This window comes from Enterobacter sp. CPE_E863 (assembly GCF_046521465.1).
Classification (GTDB): Bacteria; Pseudomonadota; Gammaproteobacteria; order Enterobacterales; family Enterobacteriaceae; genus Enterobacter; species Enterobacter adelaidei.
The window spans coordinates 1,922,380-1,946,861 of sequence record NZ_JBKFZX010000001.1 but is presented as its reverse complement, the minus strand read 5'-3'; the positions used below and the strand labels follow the sequence as shown (position 1 = coordinate 1,946,861).

Below are 24,482 nucleotides of genomic sequence, written 5' to 3'. Positions count from 1 at the left end.
CCTTACGGATGCGGCGAAGAAATTAACGAACGACTAATACCGGAATAGTGGCGTAGCGCAGAATAGATTCCGCATTTGAACCAAGCAGATGAGTGGTGATGCCCGGGTTTTTCGACCCGATGACGATCACATCATATTCCCCTTCCTTGCTCAGCTTGATAATTTCATCGCGGACATTGCCAAAACGAACCATGCCGTGAATATTCTCAGGGGAGATATCGAACAGTCTCTTTAACTCGTTCATTTTCTTCCCGGATTCAGCGGTCATATACTCTTCAAATTTTTTTATATCAGCGTTAAACCCGCGCAGCAGTGAGCGACTGCTGGCCGGAAGAATGTTGACCAGGGTAATCGACGCGCCCTCAGCCTTTGCCAGGTTGGCCGCATGGCGTACCGCTTTATCGCTTAATTCCATTTCAAACACATCAACAGGCATCAAAATCTTCTTATACATAAGCCTGACTCCTTATTCCGATGAAGGGTTATTTCCTGCCTCCAGAATGGCATCAGAAATATAAACCAACCCTCAACGCTTCCCTATCGAAACTATCAGCTTATGAAAATAACGGTCTGCTTTGTAAATTGCTGTCGTGAACCGTCAGCACTCGATGCAATAAACAAAAAAGTGTGAGTTTGATCAAAAACAAAAACATGAAGCGCGGACAGGCGTATTTATATGCCCCGTGAACGGCAAACCTGAATTAGCGCCGTAACGGATAAGTTAGAGAGGAGAATATACCATGATGACATACGACCGTAACCGTAATGCAATTACCACTGGCAGCCGCGTCATGATAAACGGCACAGGCCATACTGGGGTCATTAAAGCGATCCACAGCGACGGGCTGGATGCCGCGCAGGTGCGTCGTAGCAAAACGGTGGAAGTGGAAGGATGCGAAGGTAAGTTCGAACCGATTGAACTGATTCGCCTGGGTATGCACTAAATTGTACCCGTACATGCCGCCGCGAACGGCGGCATGAGATGAATTATCGTTGCGCGGCGTACTGTGCCACCGTGGCTTTTGCTCCCTTCTGTAGCAACGTCTGATACGCGCTCATCACCGCATCCACAAAGCTAGCCTCTTCAGGTAACTCTCTGCCAAAAATAGCCTCGATGCCAAGCAGGGCTTTCACACGGCTTTCCCCCTCGGTACTTCCCTTCACTGCCGCCTGAATCACGGCCAGTTGCGGATCGCTCACCTCAATGGTATTACCCTGTTCATCCACACCGCCAACATAGCGCATCCAGCCAGCCACACCCAATGCCAGTAGCGGGAACGGCTTTTGATGCACCAGGTGCCAGCGCACAGAATCCAGCATACGCTGCGGGAGCTTCTGGCTACCGTCCATCGCAATTTGCCAGGTTCGATGACGCAGGGCCGGGTTACTGTAGCGAGCAATCAGCAGATCGGCATAATGACCTAAATCGACGCCTTTCACTTTTAAGGTTGGCGCCTGCTCGTTGAGCATCAGCTTATGCGCGGCGAGGCGGTAATTTTCATCCTGCATACAGTCGTTGATATGCTGGTAACCCGCCAGATAACCAAGATAGGCAAGGAATGAATGACTGCCATTGAGCATACGCAGCTTCATCTCTTCAAACGGAATAACATCTGACACCAGCTCGGCCCCGGCTTTTTCCCATTCAGGACGCCCGGCAACAAAGTTATCTTCAATCACCCACTGGCGGAACGGTTCACAGGCCACTGCCGCCGGGTCGAGCACGCCAGTCAGTTGTTCGATTTTATTCAGCGTGTCTACCGTTACTGCAGGCACGATGCGGTCCACCATCGTTGACGGGAAGGTGACACTGGATTCAATCCAGTCCGCCAGCTCACCATCGACAGCGCGAGCATAAGCACAGGTGACATTGCGCATCACATGGCCGTTCTCCGGCATGTTGTCACAGGACATCACGCTGAAAGCAGGCAGACCCGCAGCTTTACGGCGCGCCAGGGCTTCAACCACTACCCCGGGTGCGGATGTCGGGTGATGGGGGTTTTGCAGGTCGGCGGCAATTAACGGATGATCGAACATCAGTTGCCCGGTCGCGGGTGAGTGACAATACCCTTTCTCGGTGATCGTCAGCGAGACAATTGCCACCTGCGGTTCACACATCGCGGCCAGCACGGTCTCCAGCCCGTCAACCTGCGCATGGAGTGCTTTTTTGACCACTCCGACCACGCGAGATGTCCATGCATCGGCAGACATCTCCGCCACGGTATAGAGGTTATCCTGCGCGTTGAGATCGGCAATCTGCTGCTCGCCGCCAATCAGGTTTACTTCACAATAACCCCAGTTGCTGCCGTGTTCCGCTGCGAGAATGTCGGCATAAACCGCCTGATGCGCACGGTGAAATGCGCCGAAGCCAAGATGAACAATGCGTGCCTTCAGGTCGTCGCGAGTGTACTGAGGAAGCGTGGCTTTCGCCTGTAATAACCGGTTTTCCATGATTAAGACTCGTTAAGTAGAACGCTGTGAACCACTGCCGCCCATTGACCAGAGCGGCAGCGCCTGCTGACTACACCAACTAGAATGGCAGTTGGGGTAAAAAAATAACTGCCATTAACCATACTGATACTTCAGTTTGAAATTTTGATTTATATTAACTTTTGTTCATGTGGTGTGACACACGCTGAAAGTTGTGTGACAAATTACTCAAGTTATAAACCATCAGCGCCGTGAGGAGACGGCTCCGTAGCTTACGGACTCTTCTGGCGCGACTTCCGCTGCATCTTGCGCCGCGCTCAGGTCACGGTCACGCACTTCCGGCATCAGGAATGCAGAAACCAGCCCAATCACGGAATAGGCCACCAGCATGGCGACAATCGGCCACCAGGAGCCGGTCATATTGCAGAAGATCCCGGCCAGCACTGGGCCAAACCCGACCGCCACCAGACCACCCGCCTCTTTTGAAATGGCCATACGGGTAAAGCGATTACGCGAACCAAACATCTCCGCCATGGTGATGTTTTCCAGTGCAAACAGCCCCAGAACGGCAAAATTATGGATAACGATGATCGAGAGCATAATCACGCCCGGCGCATAACTTTTATCAACGATGATCGACAGCATCGGGTACGCCAGAATAATGGCGGAGATATTCAGGATAATGTACGGCAGACGACGACCCACTTTATCCGACAGCCAACCTAACAGTGGGATGGTGATAAACCCGAGAACCGAACTGATCATCAGCGCATCAGTGGGAATCGCTTTATTAAACAGCAACGTCTGAACCAGATAACCGGCAAGGAACGTCTGAATCAGACCTGAGTTACCCGCCTGACCAAAACGCAAACCTGTTGCCAGCCAGAAGGATTTGCTCTTAAACATGGCACCTAAAGATGTATCGGGAACCACGGTCTCTGTATCGCTGACTTTCTCAAATACCGGGCTCTCTTTGAGGTTCATCCGCAGCCAGATGGCGAAGATCATCACCACCACACTGGCAAGGAACGGTACGCGCCAGCCCCATGCGAGCAGCTGTTCACGATCGAGGGCAAAGAACATCACAGCCCAGATAGCCGTTGCGCTCAGCGTCCCGCAGTTGGTCCCCATCGCCACCAGCGAGGAGATAATGCCGCGTTTCCCTTTCGGGGCATATTCTGCCAGCATGGTCCCGGCTCCGGAGATCTCTGCCCCGGCCCCCAGCCCCTGAATAATGCGCAGCGTCACTAACAGAACAGGTGCAAAAATCCCGATTTGCGCATAGGTCGGCAGGACACCGATGAGGGTGGTACAGATCCCCATCATCGTGATGGTGATGAACAACACTTTTTTACGGCCGATGCTGTCCCCCATTCTGCCAAAGATAAAGGCCCCGACGATGCGCGCAATATAGCCTGCACCGTAGGTTCCCATCGCCAGGATCAGCGCCATCGCAGCAGACTGTTCCGGGAAGAAGATCTCATGGAAGACCAGGGCGGCCCCAAGCGAGTAGAGCTGGAAATCCATAAACTCCAGAGCGGTGCCCAGCCAGCCGGAGACGGCGGCTTTCACCAGATCGGAGGTCGTTCTTTGAGGTTGTATTTGCGTCATAATGGCTATCTCTGAAAGGTAAGATGCGTACCACATAGAGCCTGTCTGCGCAGGCTCTTAACCGCGTGAATTATTATTTGTCGAATGTCAGCAAGACCTTGCAGCACTGCCGCTGATCTTTCTCAAACAGTTCGATGGCGTCTGTTACATGGTGATAGTCAAAGGTGTGCGTAATCAATTTTTCAGGGTCGATAAGCCCCTTTTCCAACCAGTTAATAACGACCGGGAATTTGTTGGCGTTCAGGCGTGAAGAGAAAATCGTCAGCTCTTTACCGGTGATGCCCTGCTGAGCAATCTGACTCGGCTCGCTTGAGAAGCCCATCAGCACGATGCGCGCCGCCGGAGAGGCCAGCGTAATGGCCTCCTGCAAAATCGACGGATGACAGGCGGCATCAATGATTAACGTCGGTTTGATGCCTTTTTCCTCCAGCGCAGCCTGTAAGGACTGTTCGCTGTTGTTAAATACCCAATCAGCACCACTGCGCTGGGCCATTTTCAGGCGTTCATCGATGCGGTCAACCACGATAACCTGCTTCACCTTGTAGACGCCCTTCAGCGCCTGAACGGTGACCAGCCCCATCGGTCCTGCGCCGTATATCAGCGCAACGTCCTGCTCGGTGGGGTTGGCCTGCCCCGTCACGTTGGCGGCAATGGTGAAGGGTTCAACCATGACGGCGTGTTTATCCGGGATCGCGTCCGGGATAGGCCAGGCATTTTTAGCAGGTACTGCCGCATAGTCGCTGAAGCCGCCGTCACGGTGAACGCCCAGCACCACCAGCGAGGTGCAGACGTTCGGTTTTCCGACGGAACACGGATAGCAGTGCCCGCAGCTGATCACCGGGTCAACCGAGACGCGCTGGCCCAGGCGCGAACTGTCGACGCCCTCGCCCACAGCATCAATGACGCCAAAAAATTCATGTCCGATCACTCGCGGATACTTCGCAAACGGGTTATGCCCCCGGTAAATATGGCTGTCTGAGCCACAAATCCCGGCCAGTTTAATGCTGACACGCACTTCTCCGGCAGCAGGTTCCGGGTGTGGACGCTCTTCAATCACCAGTTGGTTCGGCTGCTGAATCACTATGCTTTTCATCGTTCGTTCCTCACTTACCAGTTCCACAGCGTGCCGTCTTCAAGACGGGCCACCGGCAGATAGGCAGGATCGTACGGATACTTCGCTGCCAGCTTTTCATCAAATTCAATGCCCAGGCCCGGCTTATCGCCCGGGTGCATATAACCGTTATCAAAGCGCCAGCTGTGCGGGAAGACCTCCAGCATCTGTTCGGAATAGCCCATATATTCCTGCACGCCAAAGTTCGGTACCCACAGGTCGAAATGCAGCGCGGCCGCATGGCACACGGGCGAGAGATCCGACGGGCCGTGTGAACCCGTGCGCACCTGGTAGAGCGAGGCAAAATCCGCGATGCGGCGCATCCCGGTGATCCCCCCCGCATGGGTAATGGTGGTACGGATATAGTCGATAAGCTGCTCTTCAATGAGCTGCTTGCAGTCCCAGATGCTGTTAAACACTTCACCCACCGCAATTGGCGTAACGGTGTGCTGGCGGATCAGGCGGAAGCACGCCTGATTTTCCGCAGGCGTGGGGTCTTCCATCCAGAACATACGGAATTCTTCGATGCTTTTGCCGAAACGCGCCGCTTCGATGGGCGTCAGACGATGGTGCATGTCGTGCAGAAGATGTTCATTGAAACCAAATTTACTGCGTACCGCGTCAAACAGCTTTGGAGTGAAGTCGAGGTATTTTTCGGTGGACCAAAGCTGCTCTTCCGGCCAGTCTCCTTTCGTGGCAGGCTCATACGCCAGCCCTTTCCCTTTTGACATGCCGTAGGTTGTTTTCATGCCCGGTACGCCACACTGGACGCGGATCGCTTTAAAACCCATCTCTTTGTGACGGGCATAATCTTCCAGCACGTCCTCAAGGGTGTGCCCGGTGGTGTGGCAATAAACCATCACCCCTTCCCGGGACGCGCCGCCCAACAGCTGGTAGAGCGGCATGTTCGCCGCTTTGGCTTTGATGTCCCACAATGCCATATCCACGGCAGAGATGGCCGACATGGTAACCGGGCCACGACGCCAGTAAGCACCTTTATAGAAAAACTGCCAGATATCTTCGATGCGGTGGGCATCACGACCAATCAACTGCGGGCAGAGGTGATCCTTCAGATAAGACGCTACGGAAAGTTCGCGCCCGTTCAGCGTGGCGTCGCCAAGACCGATAATCCCCTCGTCGGTAGTGATTTTAAGCGTGACAAAGTTCCGCCCCGGGCAGGTAACAAACACGTCAGCCGCGACAATCTTCATAATTCCTTTCCTTACATCGTTGGTTGTGATGTTGGAAATTTACTCATCCACACTACTACCATACAAGTATAATGATCATAAAATCAGCGAGCGGTCACAAAAACCGGGCGCTCAGGCTCGCCCCCATCCCGCAACAATAATCAGCATACCGCACAGGGCAATCAGCGCGCCGGCCCAATCGTATGCGCTGAGTTTTACGCCATCCACCACGCGCAGCCACAGCAGTGCGGTACAGACATAGACTCCACCGTAAGCCGCATAGACACGACCGCTGGCTGCCGGGTGTAGCGTTAACAGCCAGACAAACAGGGCCAGCGCCACGCCGGCCGGGATGAGCAACAAGACCGTTACGCCCTTCTTCAGCCAGAGCCAGGGCAAGAAGCATCCGATGATTTCGCAGAGCGCGGTGGCGAAAAAAAGGAGTGTGGTTTTGATCATATTTAACGTTGTATGAGGATTTATTTAGACATCATACCTGATGATGTCCTTTACTTTTCCATACCCTGGCTACGGGTATGACGTAATTTTACTTTGGTGTAGAATCTGAACGGGATAACGTGATTATCTGCACTCACTTAAAAGGAAACGCGATGACTACATTAAGCAAACGCCTTTGTCTGACAGCCCTGCTGGCGCTGTCATCGTTCGCCTTTGCCGCCTCTGCAACAGCGGAAACCAGTAAACTCGTTATTGAGTCTGGTGATAGCGCGCAGAGCCGCCAGAACGCCGCCATGGACAAAGAACAATGGAATGACACCCGCAACCTTCGTCAGAAGGTTAACAAACGTGCGGAAAAAGAGTGGGACAAAGAGGATGTCGCTTTTGACGCGCGTGATAAATGCCAGCAAAGTGCAAACGTTAATGCTTACTGGGAGCCAAATACCCTGCGCTGCCTGGATCGCCGTACTGGCCGCACGGTAGCGCCTTAATGTCAGCGCCCTGTGATATAAAACTCCGTCCGCTGGAGCGTGAGGACCTGCGCTTTGTCCACCAGCTCGATAACAACGCCAGCGTAATGCGCTACTGGTTCGAAGAGCCTTACGAGGCTTTTGTCGAGCTGTCCGATCTTTACGATAAGCACATACACGATCAGAGCGAACGTCGTTTTGTGGTGGAGTGTGAAGGTGAAAAAGCCGGGCTTGTTGAACTGGTTGAAATCAACCACGTTCACCGTCGGGCAGAGTTTCAGATTATTATTTCACCGGAACATCAGGGGAAAGGTCTTGCTTCACGCGCGGCGAAGCTGGCGATGGATTACGGATTTAACGTCCTGAATCTCTACAAGCTTTACCTGATAGTCGATAAAGAGAACGAAAAAGCGATTCACATCTACCGCAAGCTGGGCTTTATGGTGGAAGGTGAGTTGATACACGAATTCTTTATCAACGGTGAATACCGCAATACCATTCGCATGTGCATCTTCCAGCACCAGCACCTGGCCGGACATAAACCCTCCAGTGCCAGCCTGCTGAAACCTACCGCGCAGTAACCTGCGCGGCTTTATGCTCAGTAGTAGTCAATCGTGTTTTTGATCGTGTATTTGCGCTCAACGGCGGGTTTGACGCTATCGTCCGTTATTGTGAGATCGCAACTGACAGGATTATTATGACGATCGTAGTCGCAGCTCTGCTTCACGTTGCCCAACGGCTTGTCATTCAGCATGCTCACTGCCGAGTAATCCATTCTTTTGCGAATATCCTTAGACGGTGTCGACTGAACGGATAAATGCTGATCCCCGGAGACGGTGGTTTTACCCAGCGGGTAACCGTCCGCGTCGTAGCGATACTTCACCTCCATCTCTTTGCCATGCGCCGCCACCACAAAACCGTTATCGTCGGTATCCCACGTCACCCCGGCTGATGGTAATTCCGCCAGCTGGCATTTTCCCTGCAGTTTCACTTTGCGCTGCTGAGTTTCCGCATCAAGGTAGTAGTTGGCATCCAGCACCAGCGCCACACCGGTGTTAGCCTCGAGGTCGTGCAGCTCCAGGGTATCGAAACACCCTTCTGTCGACACGGTACCGGTGACCCGTTTAGACACTTCCCCTTTTTCATTGAACAGCGTCTGGGTAAAGTCTTTGACCGGACCGCGCAGAGGGTCAAAATCAAACTCGTTAGAGAAGCTCGCCATCTCGGGGGTAAACGACAGCGGCGAGGTGTTGTTATCACACCCCACCAGTGTCGCTGCCAGTAGCGTTATCGCTGTGTATTTATTCACATTCATTACCGTACAGAGAGATTATTCCCAATCATATTAGCAAATACAGTTGTTTACACGAAGCCTGCTAAAATTAATCTACACACAGAGATAAGGAGCTACAGATGAAACGGTTACCCTGGATTACCGCCCTGCTGTTAATGAGTGCTTCAACGGCCGCGCTGGCGGCACCGGATTCCTGCGAACGCGTGAAAAGCGACATTCAGCAGAAAATCATCAACAACGGCGTGCCGGAGTCAGGTTTTACCCTGAGCATTGTGCCAAACGACCAGGCCGACCAGCCGGGCACACAGGTGGTGGGCCATTGCGCCAATGACACCTTTAAAATCTTGTACACCCGTACGGGTAGCGGTGCTGCTGAAGCTCAGTAATTCACCCTCAATCCCCTTTGATTTGATGAGGATTAATATTTAATACCCCCAAATAAGTAACACTCACCCCATCATTAGCCCGGTTGTAATTACGGGAAAAAAAATACGCAATTATAATGATGGGGTGAGCCATGTCCGATACTGAACATCACGGCGGAATTAGCCGTCGAACACTCGTGAAATCTACTGCCTTAGGTTCTCTGGCGCTTGCCGCCGGTGGTTTATCGTTGCCCTTTGGCGTGAAAAGCGCCGCCGCTGCGGTGCAAAACGCCATAAGCCCTGTGGAAGATAAAGTGGTCTGGGGCGCCTGTTCGGTCAACTGCGGTAGCCGCTGCGCATTGCGTCTGCATGTCCGTGACGACGAAGTGTATTGGGTCGAAACCGATAACACCGGTGAGGATATTTACGGTAATCACCAGGTTCGCGCCTGCCTGCGCGGGCGTTCTATTCGGCGTCGGATCAATCACCCTGACCGTCTGAACTACCCGATGAAACGCGTGGGCAAACGCGGTGAAGGCAAATTCGAGCGTATTTCGTGGGATGAAGCGCTGGATACGATCGCCCGCAACCTGAAAGGTGTGGTGGAGAAATACGGTAACGAGGCGGTTTACATTAACTACTCCTCCGGTATTGTTGGCGGCAATATCACCCGCTCCTCCCCCTATGCTTCTCTGGTCGCGCGCCTGATGAACTGTTACGGCGGTTTTCTGAGTCATTATGGCACCTACAGCACCGCGCAAATCGCCTGCGCGATGCCGTACACCTACGGCAGCAATGACGGCAACAGCACGTCTGACATCGAAAACACCAAACTGGTGGTGATGTTCGGTAATAACCCGGCGGAAACCCGCATGAGCGGCGGCGGAATTACGTATTACCTCGAGCAGGCTCGCGAGCGTTCCAACGCGCGCATGATCGTCATCGACCCGCGCTACACCGACACCGCAGCAGGACGTGAAGATGAATGGATCCCGATCCGTCCAGGCACCGATGCCGCACTGGTGGCAGGTATCGCCTGGGTATTAATCGACGAAAACCTGGTCGACCAGCCTTTCCTGGATAAATACTGCGTTGGCTACGACGAAAAAACGCTCCCGGAAGGCGCTCCCGCTAACGGTCACTACAAAGCGTATATTCTCGGCCAGGGTGACGACCAAACAGCCAAGACCCCGGAATGGGCCTCTCGCATTACGGGCATACCGGCCGATCGCATCATTAAGCTTGCGCGCGAAATTGGCTCCGCAAAACCGGCCTGTATCTGTCAGGGCTGGGGGCCACAACGTCAGGCTAACGGCGAGCTGACAGCCCGCGCCATCGCCATGTTACCGATTTTAACCGGAAACGTGGGGATCAACGGCGGTAACAGCGGCGCGCGTGAGTCGACGTATACCATCACCATCGAGCGAATGCCGCTGCCGGATAACCCGATAAAAACGCAAATCTCCTGCTTTAGCTGGACGGATGCCATCGCTCGTGGGCCGGAAATGACCGCCCTGCGCGACGGCGTTCGCGGTAAAGATAAGCTTGATGTGCCCATCAAATTTATCTGGAACTATGCAGGCAACACCATCATCAACCAGCACTCGGATATCAACAAAACCCACGACATCCTGCAGGACGAAACCAGGTGCGAAACCATCGTGGTGATCGACAACTTCATGACGTCATCGGCGAAATACGCCGATATCCTGCTGCCGGATCTCATGACTGTCGAGCAGGAAGACATCATTCCCAATGATTACGCCGGAAACATGGGTTACCTGATTTTCCTTCAGCCCGTGACCGCACCGAAGTTTGAACGCAAGCCTATCTACTGGATCATGAGCGAAGTGGCTAAACGTCTTGGGGCTGATATTCACCAGAAATTCACCGAAGGCCGTACCTAGGAACAATGGCTGCAGTATCTGTATGCCAAAATGCTCGAAAAAGATCCGCAGCTGCCGTCGTATGATGAACTGAAACAAATGGGCATCTATAAGCGCAAAGATCCCAACGGGCACTTCGTGGCCTATAAAAAATTTCGCGATAACCCGGAGGCTAACCCGCTGAAAACCCCTTCGGGTAAGATTGAGATTTACTCCAGCAAACTTGCAGAGATTGCGGCAACCTGGGAGCTGGCCAAAGATGAAACCATCAGCCCTCTTCCGGTTTACGCTTCGACATTTGACGGCTGGGATGCCCCCGAGCGCACCCAATTCCCGCTGCAGCTGTTCGGTTTCCATTTTAAAGCTCGTACTCATTCGAGCTATGGCAACGTCGACGTGCTGAAAGCGGCCTGTCGTCAGGAGATCTGGATTAATCCTGTTGATGCTGAAAAACGCGGCATTAAAAACGGCGATACGGTGCGCGTCTTTAACGATCGCGGTGAGGTGAGAATTGAAGCGAAAGTCACGCCGCGCATCATGCCCGGCGTGAGTGCCATGGGACAGGGAGCCTGGCACGACGCCAATATGAACGGCGATCGTATCGACCACGGCTCTTGTATCAACACCCTGACGACCCATCGACCTTCTCCGCTGGCGAAAGGCAACCCGCAGCACACCAATCTGGTGCAGATCGAGAAGGTGTAGAGGGTGAAACGCAAGACCATGGTTTATTCTATGGTCAGTATTATAGGTTAACACAGTCGCGCGGACGTCATCCGCGCGAGCAAGGAAGGTTTAATGAAAGACATATCGCATCGTGAATCGTTAGCGTTTAGCGCCCGGGTACTGGGCGCGCTGTTTTATTTTTCTCCTGACAGCAAGCAGGCTGAACCGCTGGTGCAGGCCCTTTGCGCTGGTGAATGGGTTCAGGACTGGCCCCTGCCATCGGACACTCTGCAACCTGTTGCTAAAACCTTCGCCACGTCTGCCGATGAGTCACTGACGGACGCCTGGCAACGGTTATTTATCGGCCCTTACGCCCTACCCGCTCCTCCGTGGGGTTCCGTCTGGCTCGACCGTGAATCCGTGCTGTTTGGCGACTCGACTCTCGCGCTGCGCCAGTGGATGCGGGAAAACAATATCGCCTTTGAGATGCAGCAGAACGAACCGGAAGATCATTTCGGTACCGTGCTGCTGCTTGCGGCGTGGCTGGCCGAGAATGGCCGCGAGGCGCAGTGCGATCAGCTTCTGGCCTGGCATCTATTGCCGTGGAGCACCCGCTTCCTGTCAGTGTTTGTCGACAACGCCGGGCATCCGTTTTATGCCGCGTTGGGCAAGCTCGCACAGTTGACGCTTGCGGACTGGCAATCAAGGCTAATTATTCCGGTGGCCGAAAAAACGCTCTACCGCTAAGGGCTTTGACTTGCTTATGGTTGAAGGGTTGGCTGTAGCTCCTGGCATTACCTGATAAAGCTGCACAGCAGCTACGGCTTTTTCAGAAATATAGTGATGTTTTGTTTGGTAACCAATACCTGGTATCAAGCGATAGCAATGCCGGTAACTGGGAACGAAGCGAGCATTTATTGCTATTTCTAAACGCTATTGCCAAAGCATGGATTGTCACCGAAGTCATTGTGCTGCTCAATGAGCGGCAAAAAGCAGCATTTCCTTTGTATCTCAACTGGTATAGAGAACATCTTCCAGACTGGTTAGATGATGTCGTCAAAATGCTATGAATGAACAATGGCCCAGTTACAGACAATGATGTCCGCTTTGTGCCACAAGCGGACGTTGCACTAAGGTGTATTAGTACCCTCTGAACGCCTGGAATGACCATCAAAAAGAATAGTTAAACCTCCCGTTTATACTTCAGCACATCAATGAACAGAGAAAATGCCGAACCCGCATGGCGGCGGTGTGGGTAGTACAGATGATACCCAGGTAAGTCAGGGGTAAATTTCTCCAGAACGCGGGTCAGTTTTTTTTCTTCAATAGCCTGCTGAACCTGGTCATAAGGCAGATACGCGAGGCCGTGCCCGTCAATTGCGGCATCGAGGATCAGATCTATTGTATTTAATAGAAGTTGTCCTTCCATGCGAACCCTGACTTCGCGCCCTCCACGCACTAATCTCCAGCGATTTGCGGTGCCCGATGACGGAAGGAACAGATTAATAGCCTGATGATCGACCAGGTGCGCCACAGACACTGGAATACCTTTTCGCGAGAGATAATCCGGCGCACCAACAATTGCCATCGGGATATCGGGTCCGATTCGAACAGCAATCATATCCTTGTCCATCTCTCCCCCCAGGCGAACCCCGGCATCAAAGCGCTCAGAGACGACATCAGTCAGGCCGTAATCGATGAGTATCTGCACATCAATTTCGGGATGGGATTGCAACAACGTGCGCATGGCGGGCAACAATATGGTCTTTGCGGCATGTTCCACTGTGGTAATGCGTATGGTGCCAGACGGACGATCGCGCAGGTCGCCCAGGGAAGTCAGAGCAGAATCCAGGTCATGCAGCATTGGGCCAAGAACAGACAAAAGGTGTTCACCCGCTTCCGTCGGTACCACGCTGCGTGTGGTTCGCGTTAAAAGCCGTAACCCTAACCGTTCTTCCGTGCGACGAACTATCTGACTTAACGCTGACTGCGCCATGCCAAGACGGGCGGCGGCCCGGGTGAAACTACGCTCTTCGGCGACGGCCACAAAGGCCATCAGATCGGCTATCTCATCGCGTTTCATCTCTTTTTTCCATCCGGGATATTAATCATTTAAATGATAAGTCCAGTCATTATTTTGGGTCTAATCATCTTAATAATCAATGGCTATAGTTATCCCATCAAGCATGACAGATAACCGACAGCCCATGAGGAACCGGATGATGAACCAGAAAATCAGCTTCACCAACAGCAATATCCCGACAATCTCTTTGTCCGCCGTGCTTTATTTCCCACCCGCATTTGATGAAAGCCGCAAGTACCCGGCTATTGTAGTTTCGCATCCGGGGGGCGGCGTTAAGGAACAAACCGCCGGTACCTATGCCGAAAAGCTGGCAGAAAAAGGGTTTGTGACCGTGGCTTACGATGCGTCTTATCAGGGCGAAAGTGGCGGCGAACCGCGCCAGCTGGAAAACCCGTACATCCGTACCGAAGATGTCAGCGCAGTGATTGATTACCTGACCACACTGCCTTATGTCGACACCGCGCGAATTGGCGCTATGGGAATATGCGCCGGTGCGGGCTATACCGCCAATGCCGCGATTCAGGATCGCCGTATCAAGGCCATCGGAACGGTCAGCGCCGTTAATATCGGCTCAATGTTCCGCAACGGCTGGGAAAACAATGTGAAGTCCATTGATGCACTGCCGTATGTTGAAGCCGGTTCAAATGCCCGTAGCACCGATATCAGCAGCAGTGAATATGCCACCATGCCGCTGGCTCCCATGAAGGAGTCTGATGCTCCAAATGAAGAGTTGCGCCAGGCCTGGGAGTACTACCACACGCCACGGGCACAGTACCCGACGGCCCCTGGATACGCCACGCTGCGCAGCCTCAACCAGATCATTACCTACGACGCGTACCATATGGCGGAGATTTACCTGACCCAGCCACTGCAAATTGTTGCAGGTAGCGTGGCGGGAAGTAAATGGATGAGCGATGATCTGTACGATCGCGCCTCAAGTCAGGACAAGCGGTACCACATGGTCGAAGGTGCTAACCACATGGACTTGTATGACGGTAAAGCCTACGTCGCTGAAGCCGTTTCCGTATTAGCCCCATTCTTCGGGGAGATTCTGTCATGAAACATGTTCAAATCCAGAATGCCGATATGGCCTGGCATGTTGCCGCCAACGTTCAGTTTCCACCTACGTTCGATGAGTCAAAACAGTATCCGACAATTATCAGCGTCCACCCTTTTGGCAGCTGTAAGGAACAGACGTCCGGCAATGTCTACGGAAAAGCGCTGGCTGAAGCAGGCTATGTCGTGATCGCCTATGACGCCAGCTTCCAGGGGGAGTCCGGCGGCTCTCCACGCTGGGTGGAGGATCCGACTCAGCGCGTGGAAGATATCAGTCGGGTTATTGATTACGCCGTCACCCTGCCGTATGTCGATGCTGAACGGATTGGCGTGCTGGGCATTTGCGGCGGCGGTGGCTATGCCATTAATGCCGCACTGACGGAGAAACGTATTAAAGCCGTGGTGAGCATCACCGGCGTAAATATCGGTCGTCTTTTTCGCGAAGGCTTCAGCAATTACGACCCTATTGGCGCGCTGAATGCGATGGCGGCACAGCGTACAAATGAAGCCCGTGGGGGGGAGGTTCAGGTTAATGAACTGCTCCCCGCCAGCCTGGAAATGGCAAAGGCTAGTGGGCTGACTGAGCGTGATGTATTTGAGGCAACAGACTACTACAAAACGCCACGCGGCCAGCAGCCAGGCGGGGCAACGCGGATGGTGTTCTCTCATGCGCAGAAAACTCTGGCCTGGGATGCCTTCGCTTTCGCCGAAGTGTTGCTGACTCAGCCAGTAATGGTGGTAGTTGGTGAAAAAGTGGGTGCTTTCGGTGCTTACCGTGACGGGCTGGAAATCTATGGCCGGGCTGTAGCCTCGCGTGACCGTCAGTTGGTCTCATTAGCCGATTTTTCGCATTACGAACTGTATGACAAACCGGAAGCGGTTAGTGAAGCGATGTCAAAAGTACTTCCGTTCTTTGCCGCACACCTGGAGTAATGCCCTGTGAAAAACATCATTCAAAAAGTCCTGGTACTTGGCGCCAGCGGGCAGATTGCCCGCCATGTTATCGACCAACTGGCCGATAAACCAGGCGTCATACAGACGTTATTTGCCCGTCAGCCAGAAAAAATCACCCAGCCTCACCCGGCCAATAGCCGGATTATCATGGGCGATGTGTTAAACCATGCGGCGCTGGAACAGGCCATGGTGGGTCAGGATGTGGTTTACGCCAATCTGACCGGGGAGGATTTAGATCTACAGGCGAAGGCGGTGATTGCGGCGATGAAAGCCACTGGCGTAAGACGCCTGATTTTCGTCCTTTCTCTCGGTATCTATGATGAAGTCCCGGGAAAATTCGGTGAGTGGAATAACGCCATTATTGGCGAACCTCTCAGACCATTCCGCCGTGCGGCTGATGCGATTGAAGCCTCCGGGCTGGATTACACCATCCTGCGTCCGGCTTGGCTGACGGATGAAGATACGATTGATTATGAACTCACTACCCGCAATGAGCCGTTCAAAGGCACGGTTGTATCACGCAAAAGCGTTGCCGCATTAATCGCCGATATGATTGATAAACCTGAAAAACATATCGGTGAAAATATCGGTGTTAACCAGCCCGGGACCGACGGCGACAAGCCGTACTTTATGTAAATCAATCATGCCCTTTTACCCGTACAGCTTGTATTGCAGTACGGGTTCTTAAACTTATCGAGGTGAACTGAGATGAATCGTGTTTGGTTTGTAACCGGGGCTGCCCGCGGTATGGGGGTCAGTATAGTGAATGCCGCTTTGCAACAGGGAGATCGTGTGGTGGCAACGGGGCGTAATATGGACAAATTACGCCAAATATTCAGCACGGTAGCGGCGGAGAATATTGCGCTGCTGGAGCTTGATGTTCGCGATGAGCACCAGGCTAAGGTTGCTGTAGATGCCGCTGTTCGCCGTTTCGGGCGTATTGATGTTCTGGTTAACAACGCGGGATTCTGCCTGCTGGGTCGCTTTGAAGAGGCAACCGCTGAACAAATAGAGCTGCAGTTTGCCACTAACGTGTTCGGCACGGCCAATGTGCTACGCGCTGTCTTACCGGTCATGCGCCAGCAGCATAGCGGACGCATTATTAATACGTCCTCGATCGCGGGTGTCAAAGCGGTCGCAAACGCTACATTCTATTCTGCATCGAAGTTTGCCGTTGAAGGTATGACGCTGGCCCTTGCCGATGAAGTTACGCCGCTTGGTATTCATGTCACCGCGATTGAGCCCGGTTTCTTCCGCACAGAGTTTCTCAGCAATAGTTCGGCCCACTATGGCGAAAAAAAGATTGAGGACTATGCCGATTTCGGCGATGCGCGTGAGTTACTGGCATCCGCAGATGGTCAACAGCAAGGGGACCCGGCCAAACTTGCACAGGTCGTTTGTCAGATGGTTGAAATGGAGAACCCACCCCGACAGCTGCTTATAGGGAATGACGCTATCAGTTATGTAATGCCTTCGCTGGAAGCCCGTATTAAAGAGATACGCGAATTTGCGGCGCTGAGTAATACAACCGATTTTGATTAATGGGTGTAAGCACCCGATGTTTTAAATATCGAGAGTACAATGACTGACTTATTAACCCAGGCCTTCACGTTTAAAAATGGCCTCAGGATGCGTAACCGCGTCGTTATGGCACCGATGACCACCTGGTCCGCTAATGACGATGAAACTATTTCAGATGAAGAAGTAAACTATTATCGGGCACGCGCTACCGGTGTGGGATTAGTGATAACGGGATGCGCTCATGTTCAGAGAAACGGAGTGGGTTTCACCAATGAATTCGCAGCCTACGATGATCGTTTTATCCCGAGTCTGAGGAAACTGGCTGATGCGGCAAAAAGCGGGGGGGCGCTGGCAATCCTGCAACTGTTTCATGCCGGTAATAAAGCGGTTCCCGAACTCATCACTGGTGGAGAGCTGGTCAGCGCCAGCGCCCTGGCCGCTCCGGCTGGCCCTTTTAATCGCGGGGAACAAGCCAGCCGGGCGATGGAACATGACGAAATTCTTGATGTCATTCATGACTTCGGCGAAGCCACTCGCCGCGCAATTGAGGCCGGATTTGATGGTGTCGAATTGCACGGCGCACATGGTTTTCTTATCCAGAACTTCTTCTCCCCCTGGTTTAACCAGCGTACTGACGAATGGGGTGGTTCATTAGCAAACCGGATGCGTTTCCCGCTGGAGGTCGTTCGGGAAGTCCGGCGGGTTATTGAAACTCATGCCAGGAAACCCTTTTTACTGGGTTACCGGTTATCGCCGGAAGAGTCAGGAGACGGAGGATTACGGATTAATGACTCCCAGGCTCTGGTGTGTCAGTTAGAGAAAGAGACTCTCATTGACTATCTCCATATCTCACTCCACGACGTACTTACTGAGCGGCCGCAGGGTAGTGAGGATAAGGAAACAATTCTGGCGCGGTTTGTAGAACAATTTAATGGGCGTTTACCTTTGCTGGCGGCCGGAAAAATTACTTCGTCACAGGCGGCTCAACAGGCTCTGGAGGCCGGACTGTCACTGGTTGCCTTAGGCCGGACGATTGTCATGAATCCCGACTGGATGGAGCTGGTGCAGGCAGGCCATGAGAATAAGGTAAAAAACATGCTTATCCTGTCTCAACGGTCAGACGAATTAGCGATCCCTGAAAAACTATGGCAAGTGATTCAGAAAACGCCCGGATGGTTCCCGACATAAACAAGACCTGAGTAATCAGACATCAGTACAGGTAATTCTGAAATATACCGTTTTGCCTGTAACTATCTGGAAGGTGAAACATCAATTTGTAGCTTTCTATCCATACAGGGCGAGAAGGTCCGCTTCTCGCTCATCGCTGCCGGTCAGATAGCAGGGGAGCAAACTGCCATGGACAGAATCACCGCAAAATCCACCAGAACGAAAACGAATATCACCCCTACATTTAGTGGTGGCTACGTGAAGGTGGTTCATCTATTCTGCTTGTATCAGCGGGCAGGCCGGAGTCACTCTTTGTGGATAATCCCATCCTTCAGAAAACCATCATTATCTTTATTCTCATCTTGTGGGTAATCGATGAATTCAGGGCCAGGAAAAGAAAATGTTCTGACCCCGCTATTGAAGCAGCTGATGCCAGAGAACGCCAGGAATGGCGCTATCTCAGATGGGGGTTCCGGACTATACAAGTGGCAGCGACAGTGTATATCTTCGTTCAGCTGATTCAGGTATTACTGAGATAAATGCCACAGGCAGGTACAACTGGACAAAAACATCTTACTGTCCAGTTGAGCCTCGGTGAACGCCGTTATGTAGGTCACCTGAGTGCCAGGAGCGGTCATTTCACACTTCTGTTTATGTTGCCAAAATCGGTATGCCACTACGCCGGACTATCCAGCGGGTACGGGTTATTTCAATACATACTCGAACTTTTCTTCCCAATTTGAATTCAGGTCTTGCAGTTTTGCCCTCTCAAAAACCTTGATAATTTCGTCGAAATAACTGCCAAGATATATTCTGGATAAATCAGAGTTTAACCATATTATTTTTACTGGCCTTTCAACATCGGTGCTAAGGCGATCCCACAATGCATCGAGATTTCTACCATAGTAGGGCCCAAAGTCTAATGATGCAGACATAATGGAATGAAACTCTTTTTCAGATAGGACGTGCGCTCCATCCAAATACAATTCACCTACACTCATTTCCTGTTCACTCACTTTGACTTTCTACCCGTTAATTAATACACGACAATGCACGTAATGTCCGCCTTGATGGTTTCAACAATTACCAACTTCCGCTCTTCATTCAAAGCAGACCTTTGGCTCAGTTAGATCGTCCGCTTCGTGCTGTGAGGCATCCCAGTCCCTGTAATGTCATACGAACAGCCTCATCAAGAGGGGTATGCGGCTCGGCACCTAAAAAAGTCACGAGTTTCGTATTGTCCAGGCGGACCGATTGACGCCACAGATACCGCATTTCCAGAAGTTCGCGCAAGGTTGCGTTGAAAGGTGCTGCCAGGTGCATAAACCACCACGGAAATGAGTGTATTTTGGCAACACCGCCATAGTGTGCGGTGATACGTTGTATCGCCCTGACCATTTGGCTGCCGTCGGGATCCCAATGTCCTTGCATATGGAATCGCGCAAATGGCTCAAGTTCTTCACGTCGCGCCAGCAATGCAGCAATAGTTTTCGCGATATCAGGTAAATAGGCCCACTGATGACCTGTTTCAGCCGTACCTGGATTAGAAATTACTTTTGGCAGTGTGCCGGGCTTGATCAAACCTTGAGAAAACCAGTTATTACCAGCGTGTGGACCGAAGAAATCCCCCGCGCGGACGACCAGGACCCGTCCGCCACGCCGTGAATAGGCCTCAAGTTCTTTCTCCATTTGTACCCTGATCGCTCCTTTCCTTGTGACTGGCCTTTGCTGAGCATCTTCTCGTAACAGCGGGAAGGCATCAGGACCATAGTTGTAAACGGTACCTGGAAGCACTACCAAGGATCCATTTCTTTCTGCTGCATTGATTGTGTTGCGCAGCATAGGCAATACAAGATGCTGCCAGTTTCGGTAGCCGGGTGGGTTGACGGCGTGTACGATCACAGAGCAGTCTTTCGCCGCAGAGGCGACTTGTTCTTTGTCGAGAGCATCGCCCGCTATCCACTGGATTTCGCCATTAAGTTCGCTTCCATGGCTTCCTCGTTTTAATGCACGTACCTCCCATTTTTCCCGAATGAGTTGTCGAGCAGTTTCACCACCAATACCGCCTGTAGCGCCTAGTATTAAGACCTTCCCTCTGGTTTCCATCGTATTTGCCTCTTTGCTGATTTCAGATTGACAGCATAAGTACAGGCAGAGCTAAATGGTATTGCATATCAATATAGGGCAGGTATACAAATTTGTATGAAGACATCTATTCCATGGGAGTGGTACCGAACATTTCTTGCGGTGCTCAGAGAAGGGTCTCTTTCCGGTGCATCCCGCATGCTTGGTATTACGCAACCAACGGCAGGTCGGCACATAGCTGCACTGGAATCTGCCCTCGGCCAGGTATTGTTCACGCGGTCGCAAACGGGATTGCTGGCAACTGAAACTGCGCAGGCGTTGAGGGAACATGCCGAAGCGATGGAGAGTACGGCTAACACGCTGGAGCGTACAGCGGCCAACGTTGGTGCTAGCAGCGCGTCCATTCGCGGTGTAGTACGTGTCTCTGCAAGTGAGATTATTGGTGTCGAGGTACTCCCGCCACTCATTGCGCAGCTCAGGGAATCCAACCCGCAAATCACGATTGAATTAGTGCTGTCCAATCGGGTTCAGGATTTACTGCATAGAGAAGCAGATATTGCGATACGCATGACGACGCCAATACAGGAGCAGCTTATTGCTCGTCGCGTTGGCAGCATTGAGCTCGGTCTACACGCGTCCACTGCTTATCTTGCCCGACATGGCGCGCCTGACAATACCGAAGATCTGTTGAAACACGCGCTGGTTGGTTTTGATCGGAATACGCCTTTCATCCGTAATGTATTGAAAAAATACCCGCAGCTAAATCGGGATCTCTTTTCTATACGCACTGACAGCGACGTGGCTCAGCTAAGCCTGATTCGTGCCGGTGCAGGCATTGGCATATGCCAGGTACAACTGGCCAATGGACCTATTCCGCTTCAGCGGATACTTCCACATTTCTTTTCTTTATACCTTGATACATGGCTCGTCATGCACGAAGACCTGCGTAATAGTCGGTGCTGCAAATTAGTTTTCGATGTTCTGTCAAAGGGATTAGCGGAATATATCTACCCGAAGCGAACGTAAAAATGCCAAAATACATCACCCATGTAATGGCATGCCACCATACAGTTCGGCCTTAGATCGTCCTTAATCAGATTACACTGAGCGCTATCGTGCAAGAAATAAAGACTCATGCACGCGAGTTTATCGGCGTTCTTCATATTTGCTGCGTTTATGCTGATAGAGCAACTCGTCGGCTTTCAGCATCGCGACATCCAGCGTGTCCCCAGGCCGCAACTGATATGCCCCCCAGGAAAATGCCACCAGTTTATTCGGGTCAATCGTGAGTAATTGCTTCTGCGCACGGGTAATAACTTCGCGGGATTTATTCAGCGTATAATCGATAAGAAGTAAACAGAACTCATCGCCCCCAAGCCTGATACCGTAGTCACTTTTACGAATGACATTGCCCAGAACCATCCCCAGCGTCTGTATCGCTTTATCCCCCATATGGTGGCCGAGAGAATCATTGATTCTTTTGAGGCCATCACTGTCAATGGCGATGATCGTGACAGGGATAGCTCTGTCAACGAGTGAGCGGATTTTATGTTCCAGCTCAGGTGTAATGACTTTTCTGTTATACAGTCCGGTCATTGCGTCCGTCACATTATCCCTGGAAAGCAACGTTTGTCTGATTAACTGCTTATACGCATATCGGCATAATGCCCAGGTACCAAGGAGATAAAGCAGAAACAGCCATAAATTCGCAATAATGACGTAGAAAGCATCCAGTTTCACATGCAGAGTGTAATACTGGGTGAGTGAATCTTCATAACTGATCAAGGCAAAAGATTTGATATATGGCTTATGGAAAGCAATATGGATGCCGGTTCCATTATCGGTGACATATAAAGAAAGGAATCGCCATAACAACGGACGATCGACAGTATTAAACGAAACGACCAGATCGTCAACATTGATGTCTGTAATCAGAATGCCTTTTACTTTATCACCCAGAAATACCGGGGTAAGCATGCTAATAATATTATTGCGGGTGTAGCCATCCTGATAAATATGAGACAGCGTGGTTTCCCCCTTCAGTAGATCTTTAAGGGCATTATCATCAATCGAAATCGTGTGTGCGCTATGTGCAATATTGATGCTGCCATTATTACCCTCAAGCCAGTTACTGAAGGTATAGTTGTGGGTATTAACTAGCTGATTAATATAAATATAGTTATGAGCAAGATCGATATAGTATCTGATGTTCCTGAACGTATAGCCGGAATAATTTGAAAAGCTGTACTTCGACTGGGCTGCGCGCTCAGCGGTGTGGATAACCGAAAGTGCGCCAATGTCTCCCGCCCACTCGTTGCACGAGGTATTGCGGGTTTGCAGCGTACCTTCAAGGTTATTCCTGTTTTTCTTCAACAGATTGAATCCGTAAATATTACCCTCGGTTTCTAACTGCTGACATATTGATGCCCGTTCGCTATCGTCAGAGTCCGGATCGGCTATTCGACGATAAAACTCGCGCGAGAGCCGGGTGGCAATATTCTGGTTAATAGACTCTTCATGAAAAAGTGCCGATTTCCCATTTTCAGCAACGTACCCCAGATAGTTCTGTAAATCATGCACGTTACGAACAGCCAGCGCGGTAAACAGTGAGGTTGTGCAAACCACGATCAGAAAAATCGCACTGATATATTTTTGTCTGGTCAAGATGGCTCATTCCCTGTTGTACCACCTAAAAATAATAGCAATTATAGCACTGGCATCTTAGCGGATGCTTGCTCAAGGAATAAATTTTCAATGCCACCCATAATGCCAATCTATTCCAGACAACCACCAAAGGTTACGATGGATTTAATTCCATAGATATCAAGTAGTTGCGGTGATATTTTATATGGCAAAGGTATAACAAATGCTGATGCCGCATGAAATATATTAATATTGCCGGAATCTAATGCAATTCATAATGACCTTGATTATGGAATGAGATATAACGTGCCCCGAAGAAAATTAACATTTTCATAACGTAATTAAGGTTAAGCAAATGAAGCAAGTTGGTATTGTTGGCTGGCGAGGTATGGTCGGTTCGGTTTTGCTACAGCGAATGGTTGAAGAGAACGACTTCGACAATATTTCTGCACATTTTTTCAGCACCTCCAGTGCAGGTGCTGCTGGTCCTGTCATTAATGGCGTCAGCTACACGCTTAAAGATGCTAATTCCATTAGCGCCCTGGCCGATATGGATATCATCATAACCTGTCAAGGTGGGGATTATACCAAAGCCGTTTACCCGGCTTTGCTTAACCATGGCTGGCAAGGCTACTGGATTGACGCGGCCTCCGCGCTGCGGATGGATGAGAAAGCCTGCATTATTCTCGACCCCGTCAACCGCACAAATATTGATCGAGCAATCAAAGAAGGTATTAAGCTTTTTGTCGGTGGCAACTGTTCCATTACGCTGAGTCTTATGGGCCTGGCTGGGTTGATAAAGGCTGACTTGATCGAATGGATGAGTGTGATGACCTATCAGTCCGCATCGGGTGCGGGTGCACAATATGTACGGGAATTAATCACACAAAGTGCTTACATAAATAACCATTTATCTTCGGATGAGCTGGCGTCCTCAGGTTCAGTGCTTCCTTTAGTTAACAAGGTCAGTGAGTTGATTAACAGCGCTGATATGCCGACCCAGAACTTCGGTGCTCCTTTGATGGGCAGCATCATTCCCTGGATTGACAGCGATTTAGGCGATGGCAATAGCCGTGAAGAATGGAAAGGTGAGGCTGAAACGAACAAAATTTTAGGTCTGTCTCCCGGCACGATCCCGGTTAACGGCTTATGCATACGAGTCGGCGTAATCCGCTGCCACAGTGCTGCTATAACCCTTAAGCTCAAGCGTGAAGTCCCCGAAGAGGAATTTGCAGAATTAGTGATGAATTCCCACCCTTGGGTTAACTATGTGCCCAATAACAAGGCTGAGAGTATCAGCACACTAACACCGGCATATATCAGCGGTTCGCTTAAGGTGGGTATTGGCCGTTACAAAAAAATGTCGCTAAACAATGAACCTATCTACTCGGTCCTGACGGTAGGCGATCAGCTATTGTGGGGAGCAGCGGAACCATTGCGTCGCATGTTGAATATTCTGCTTGGTAAAGTGTAAATCATAATATTCCGACA

General features: G+C 51.4%; 24 protein-coding genes and 2 pseudogenes. 15 read left to right on the top strand and 11 right to left on the bottom strand.

Features of this window, described 5'->3' with window-relative positions; genetic code table 11:
- Positions 1–22: 22 nt before the first annotated feature.
- Complete coding sequence (locus ACLHV8_RS09615) at positions 23–454, bottom strand: universal stress protein (protein WP_028017567.1); 432 nt, start codon at positions 452–454, stop codon at positions 23–25.
- A gap of 286 nt (positions 455–740) precedes the next feature.
- Here ACLHV8_RS09615 and ydfZ point away from each other — a divergent pair, with 286 nt between their 5' ends.
- Positions 741–944, top strand: coding sequence for a putative selenium delivery protein YdfZ (gene ydfZ, locus ACLHV8_RS09610; protein WP_014831738.1), 204 nt, complete (start codon positions 741–743; stop codon positions 942–944).
- Between the two features lie 43 nt (positions 945–987).
- On the opposite strand, the gene ACLHV8_RS09605 is transcribed toward ydfZ, so the two are convergent.
- The 5 genes from ACLHV8_RS09605 to ACLHV8_RS09585 all read right to left on the bottom strand — a co-directional run bounded on the left by ACLHV8_RS09605 (position 988) and on the right by ACLHV8_RS09585 (position 6,801).
- A complete protein-coding gene (locus ACLHV8_RS09605) occupies positions 988–2,451 on the bottom strand; it encodes a mannitol dehydrogenase family protein (protein WP_208594980.1) in 1,464 nt (487 codons plus the stop codon).
- A 222-nt stretch (positions 2,452–2,673) separates the two neighbouring features.
- Positions 2,674–4,041: an MFS transporter gene (locus ACLHV8_RS09600; protein ID WP_208594979.1), complete on the bottom strand. Its 1,368-nt coding sequence runs from the start codon at positions 4,039–4,041 to the stop codon at positions 2,674–2,676.
- A 73-nt stretch (positions 4,042–4,114) separates the two neighbouring features.
- On the bottom strand, positions 4,115–5,134 hold the full coding sequence (locus tag ACLHV8_RS09595; RefSeq protein ID WP_208594978.1) for a Zn-dependent oxidoreductase: 1,020 nt from the start codon (positions 5,132–5,134) through the stop codon (positions 4,115–4,117).
- A gap of 14 nt (positions 5,135–5,148) precedes the next feature.
- Positions 5,149–6,363: a D-mannonate dehydratase ManD gene (gene manD / locus ACLHV8_RS09590; protein WP_208594977.1), complete on the bottom strand. Its 1,215-nt coding sequence runs from the start codon at positions 6,361–6,363 to the stop codon at positions 5,149–5,151.
- A 111-nt stretch (positions 6,364–6,474) separates the two neighbouring features.
- The gene (locus ACLHV8_RS09585; RefSeq protein WP_208594976.1) at positions 6,475–6,801 is read right to left on the bottom strand and encodes a YnfA family protein; all 327 of its coding nucleotides are present in this window, start codon (positions 6,799–6,801) and stop codon (positions 6,475–6,477) included.
- 152 nt (positions 6,802–6,953) lie between these two features.
- Between ACLHV8_RS09585 and ACLHV8_RS09580 the strand changes: the two genes are divergently transcribed.
- A complete protein-coding gene (locus tag ACLHV8_RS09580) occupies positions 6,954–7,292 on the top strand; it encodes a DUF1283 family protein (protein ID WP_028017573.1) in 339 nt (112 codons plus the stop codon).
- Entirely contained in the window at positions 7,292–7,852 is a 561-nt protein-coding gene (gene speG / locus ACLHV8_RS09575) for a spermidine N1-acetyltransferase (protein WP_208594975.1), read from the top strand. Before ACLHV8_RS09580 ends, speG begins: the two co-directional genes overlap by 1 nt.
- A gap of 17 nt (positions 7,853–7,869) precedes the next feature.
- Here the strand turns inward: speG and ACLHV8_RS09570 are convergent, their stop codons facing one another.
- Positions 7,870–8,580, bottom strand: a complete 711-nt coding sequence (locus tag ACLHV8_RS09570; protein ID WP_208594974.1) for a YnfC family lipoprotein — start codon at positions 8,578–8,580, stop codon at positions 7,870–7,872.
- 104 nt (positions 8,581–8,684) lie between these two features.
- Here ACLHV8_RS09570 and ACLHV8_RS09565 point away from each other — a divergent pair, with 104 nt between their 5' ends.
- The 4 genes and pseudogenes from ACLHV8_RS09565 to ACLHV8_RS09550 form a co-directional block, all read left to right on the top strand.
- The gene (locus tag ACLHV8_RS09565) at positions 8,685–8,951 is read left to right on the top strand and encodes a DUF1161 domain-containing protein (RefSeq protein ID WP_208594973.1); all 267 of its coding nucleotides are present in this window, start codon (positions 8,685–8,687) and stop codon (positions 8,949–8,951) included.
- Between the two features lie 131 nt (positions 8,952–9,082).
- Positions 9,083–11,521 (top strand): annotated as a pseudogene (gene ynfE / locus ACLHV8_RS09560) (selenate/tellurate reductase subunit YnfE).
- 93 nt (positions 11,522–11,614) lie between these two features.
- Complete coding sequence (gene dmsD, locus ACLHV8_RS09555; protein WP_049005639.1) at positions 11,615–12,229, top strand: Tat proofreading chaperone DmsD; 615 nt, start codon at positions 11,615–11,617, stop codon at positions 12,227–12,229.
- A gap of 38 nt (positions 12,230–12,267) precedes the next feature.
- A pseudogene (locus ACLHV8_RS09550) lies at positions 12,268–12,552 on the top strand (aminoglycoside phosphotransferase); the annotation flags it as partial.
- A 113-nt stretch (positions 12,553–12,665) separates the two neighbouring features.
- Here ACLHV8_RS09550 and ACLHV8_RS09545 read toward each other — a convergent pair.
- Positions 12,666–13,565, bottom strand: a complete 900-nt coding sequence (locus ACLHV8_RS09545) for a LysR family transcriptional regulator (protein WP_049005640.1) — start codon at positions 13,563–13,565, stop codon at positions 12,666–12,668.
- A 136-nt stretch (positions 13,566–13,701) separates the two neighbouring features.
- On the opposite strand from ACLHV8_RS09545, the gene ACLHV8_RS09540 reads away from it, so the two are divergent.
- The 6 genes from ACLHV8_RS09540 to ACLHV8_RS09515 all read left to right on the top strand — a co-directional run bounded on the left by ACLHV8_RS09540 (position 13,702) and on the right by ACLHV8_RS09515 (position 18,802).
- Entirely contained in the window at positions 13,702–14,625 is a 924-nt protein-coding gene (locus ACLHV8_RS09540; RefSeq protein ID WP_049005641.1) for an alpha/beta hydrolase, read from the top strand.
- Positions 14,622–15,554 carry an alpha/beta hydrolase gene (locus tag ACLHV8_RS09535; RefSeq protein WP_208594972.1) on the top strand — a complete coding sequence of 311 codons (933 nt, stop codon included), beginning with the start codon at positions 14,622–14,624 and terminating at the stop codon, positions 15,552–15,554. The genes ACLHV8_RS09540 and ACLHV8_RS09535 overlap by 4 nt, the downstream gene beginning before the upstream one ends.
- Positions 15,555–15,572: 18 nt before the next feature.
- Complete coding sequence (locus ACLHV8_RS09530; protein ID WP_208594997.1) at positions 15,573–16,211, top strand: SDR family oxidoreductase; 639 nt, start codon at positions 15,573–15,575, stop codon at positions 16,209–16,211.
- Positions 16,212–16,283: 72 nt separating this feature from the next.
- A complete protein-coding gene (locus ACLHV8_RS09525) occupies positions 16,284–17,117 on the top strand; it encodes an SDR family NAD(P)-dependent oxidoreductase (protein WP_049005644.1) in 834 nt (277 codons plus the stop codon).
- Between the two features lie 39 nt (positions 17,118–17,156).
- Positions 17,157–18,284, top strand: a complete 1,128-nt coding sequence (locus ACLHV8_RS09520) for an NADH-dependent flavin oxidoreductase (protein WP_049005645.1) — start codon at positions 17,157–17,159, stop codon at positions 18,282–18,284.
- 293 nt (positions 18,285–18,577) lie between these two features.
- On the top strand, positions 18,578–18,802 hold the full coding sequence (locus tag ACLHV8_RS09515) for a hypothetical protein (RefSeq protein WP_108090007.1): 225 nt from the start codon (positions 18,578–18,580) through the stop codon (positions 18,800–18,802).
- A 165-nt stretch (positions 18,803–18,967) separates the two neighbouring features.
- Here ACLHV8_RS09515 and ACLHV8_RS09510 read toward each other — a convergent pair whose 3' ends face one another.
- Positions 18,968–19,279: a barstar family protein gene (locus ACLHV8_RS09510; RefSeq protein WP_239519041.1), complete on the bottom strand. Its 312-nt coding sequence runs from the start codon at positions 19,277–19,279 to the stop codon at positions 18,968–18,970.
- A gap of 106 nt (positions 19,280–19,385) precedes the next feature.
- Positions 19,386–20,369, bottom strand: a complete 984-nt coding sequence (locus ACLHV8_RS09505) for an NAD-dependent epimerase/dehydratase family protein (RefSeq protein ID WP_208595276.1) — start codon at positions 20,367–20,369, stop codon at positions 19,386–19,388.
- Positions 20,370–20,465: 96 nt separating this feature from the next.
- Here ACLHV8_RS09505 and ACLHV8_RS09500 point away from each other — a divergent pair, with 96 nt between their 5' ends.
- On the top strand, positions 20,466–21,374 hold the full coding sequence (locus ACLHV8_RS09500) for a LysR family transcriptional regulator (RefSeq protein ID WP_208595275.1): 909 nt from the start codon (positions 20,466–20,468) through the stop codon (positions 21,372–21,374).
- A gap of 120 nt (positions 21,375–21,494) precedes the next feature.
- Here ACLHV8_RS09500 and dgcJ read toward each other — a convergent pair whose 3' ends face one another.
- A complete protein-coding gene (gene dgcJ / locus ACLHV8_RS09495; protein WP_244250174.1) occupies positions 21,495–23,012 on the bottom strand; it encodes a diguanylate cyclase DgcJ in 1,518 nt (505 codons plus the stop codon).
- A 334-nt stretch (positions 23,013–23,346) separates the two neighbouring features.
- Between dgcJ and asd the strand changes: the two genes are divergently transcribed.
- Positions 23,347–24,465 (top strand): aspartate-semialdehyde dehydrogenase, encoded by a 1,119-nt coding sequence (gene asd, locus ACLHV8_RS09490; RefSeq protein ID WP_208595274.1) that lies wholly within the window; start codon positions 23,347–23,349, stop codon positions 24,463–24,465.
- Positions 24,466–24,482 lie beyond the last annotated feature (17 nt).

Bases quoted from the DNA above. Each gene is read 5' to 3' on its own strand.
- ACLHV8_RS09525 (WP_049005644.1), top strand. From the start codon at position 16,284: ATGAATCGTGTTTGGTTTGTAACCGGGGCTGCCCGCGGTATGGGGGTC.
- ACLHV8_RS09545 (WP_049005640.1), bottom strand. From the start codon at position 13,565: ATGAAACGCGATGAGATAGCCGATCTGATGGCCTTTGTGGCCGTCGCC.
- ACLHV8_RS09500 (WP_208595275.1), top strand. From the start codon at position 20,466: ATGAAGACATCTATTCCATGGGAGTGGTACCGAACATTTCTTGCGGTG.
- manD (WP_208594977.1), bottom strand. From the start codon at position 6,363: ATGAAGATTGTCGCGGCTGACGTGTTTGTTACCTGCCCGGGGCGGAAC.
- dmsD (WP_049005639.1), top strand. From the start codon at position 11,615: ATGAAAGACATATCGCATCGTGAATCGTTAGCGTTTAGCGCCCGGGTA.
- ACLHV8_RS09600 (WP_208594979.1), bottom strand. From the start codon at position 4,041: ATGACGCAAATACAACCTCAAAGAACGACCTCCGATCTGGTGAAAGCC.
- ACLHV8_RS09565 (WP_208594973.1), top strand. From the start codon at position 8,685: ATGAAACGGTTACCCTGGATTACCGCCCTGCTGTTAATGAGTGCTTCA.
- ACLHV8_RS09520 (WP_049005645.1), top strand. From the start codon at position 17,157: ATGACTGACTTATTAACCCAGGCCTTCACGTTTAAAAATGGCCTCAGG.
- ACLHV8_RS09585 (WP_208594976.1), bottom strand. From the start codon at position 6,801: ATGATCAAAACCACACTCCTTTTTTTCGCCACCGCGCTCTGCGAAATC.
- ACLHV8_RS09580 (WP_028017573.1), top strand. From the start codon at position 6,954: ATGACTACATTAAGCAAACGCCTTTGTCTGACAGCCCTGCTGGCGCTG.
- ACLHV8_RS09595 (WP_208594978.1), bottom strand. From the start codon at position 5,134: ATGAAAAGCATAGTGATTCAGCAGCCGAACCAACTGGTGATTGAAGAG.
- ydfZ (WP_014831738.1), top strand. From the start codon at position 741: ATGATGACATACGACCGTAACCGTAATGCAATTACCACTGGCAGCCGC.
- ACLHV8_RS09505 (WP_208595276.1), bottom strand. From the start codon at position 20,369: ATGGAAACCAGAGGGAAGGTCTTAATACTAGGCGCTACAGGCGGTATT.
- asd (WP_208595274.1), top strand. From the start codon at position 23,347: ATGAAGCAAGTTGGTATTGTTGGCTGGCGAGGTATGGTCGGTTCGGTT.
- ACLHV8_RS09540 (WP_049005641.1), top strand. From the start codon at position 13,702: ATGATGAACCAGAAAATCAGCTTCACCAACAGCAATATCCCGACAATC.
- speG (WP_208594975.1), top strand. From the start codon at position 7,292: ATGTCAGCGCCCTGTGATATAAAACTCCGTCCGCTGGAGCGTGAGGAC.
- ACLHV8_RS09605 (WP_208594980.1), bottom strand. From the start codon at position 2,451: ATGGAAAACCGGTTATTACAGGCGAAAGCCACGCTTCCTCAGTACACT.
- ACLHV8_RS09535 (WP_208594972.1), top strand. From the start codon at position 14,622: ATGAAACATGTTCAAATCCAGAATGCCGATATGGCCTGGCATGTTGCC.
- ACLHV8_RS09615 (WP_028017567.1), bottom strand. From the start codon at position 454: ATGTATAAGAAGATTTTGATGCCTGTTGATGTGTTTGAAATGGAATTA.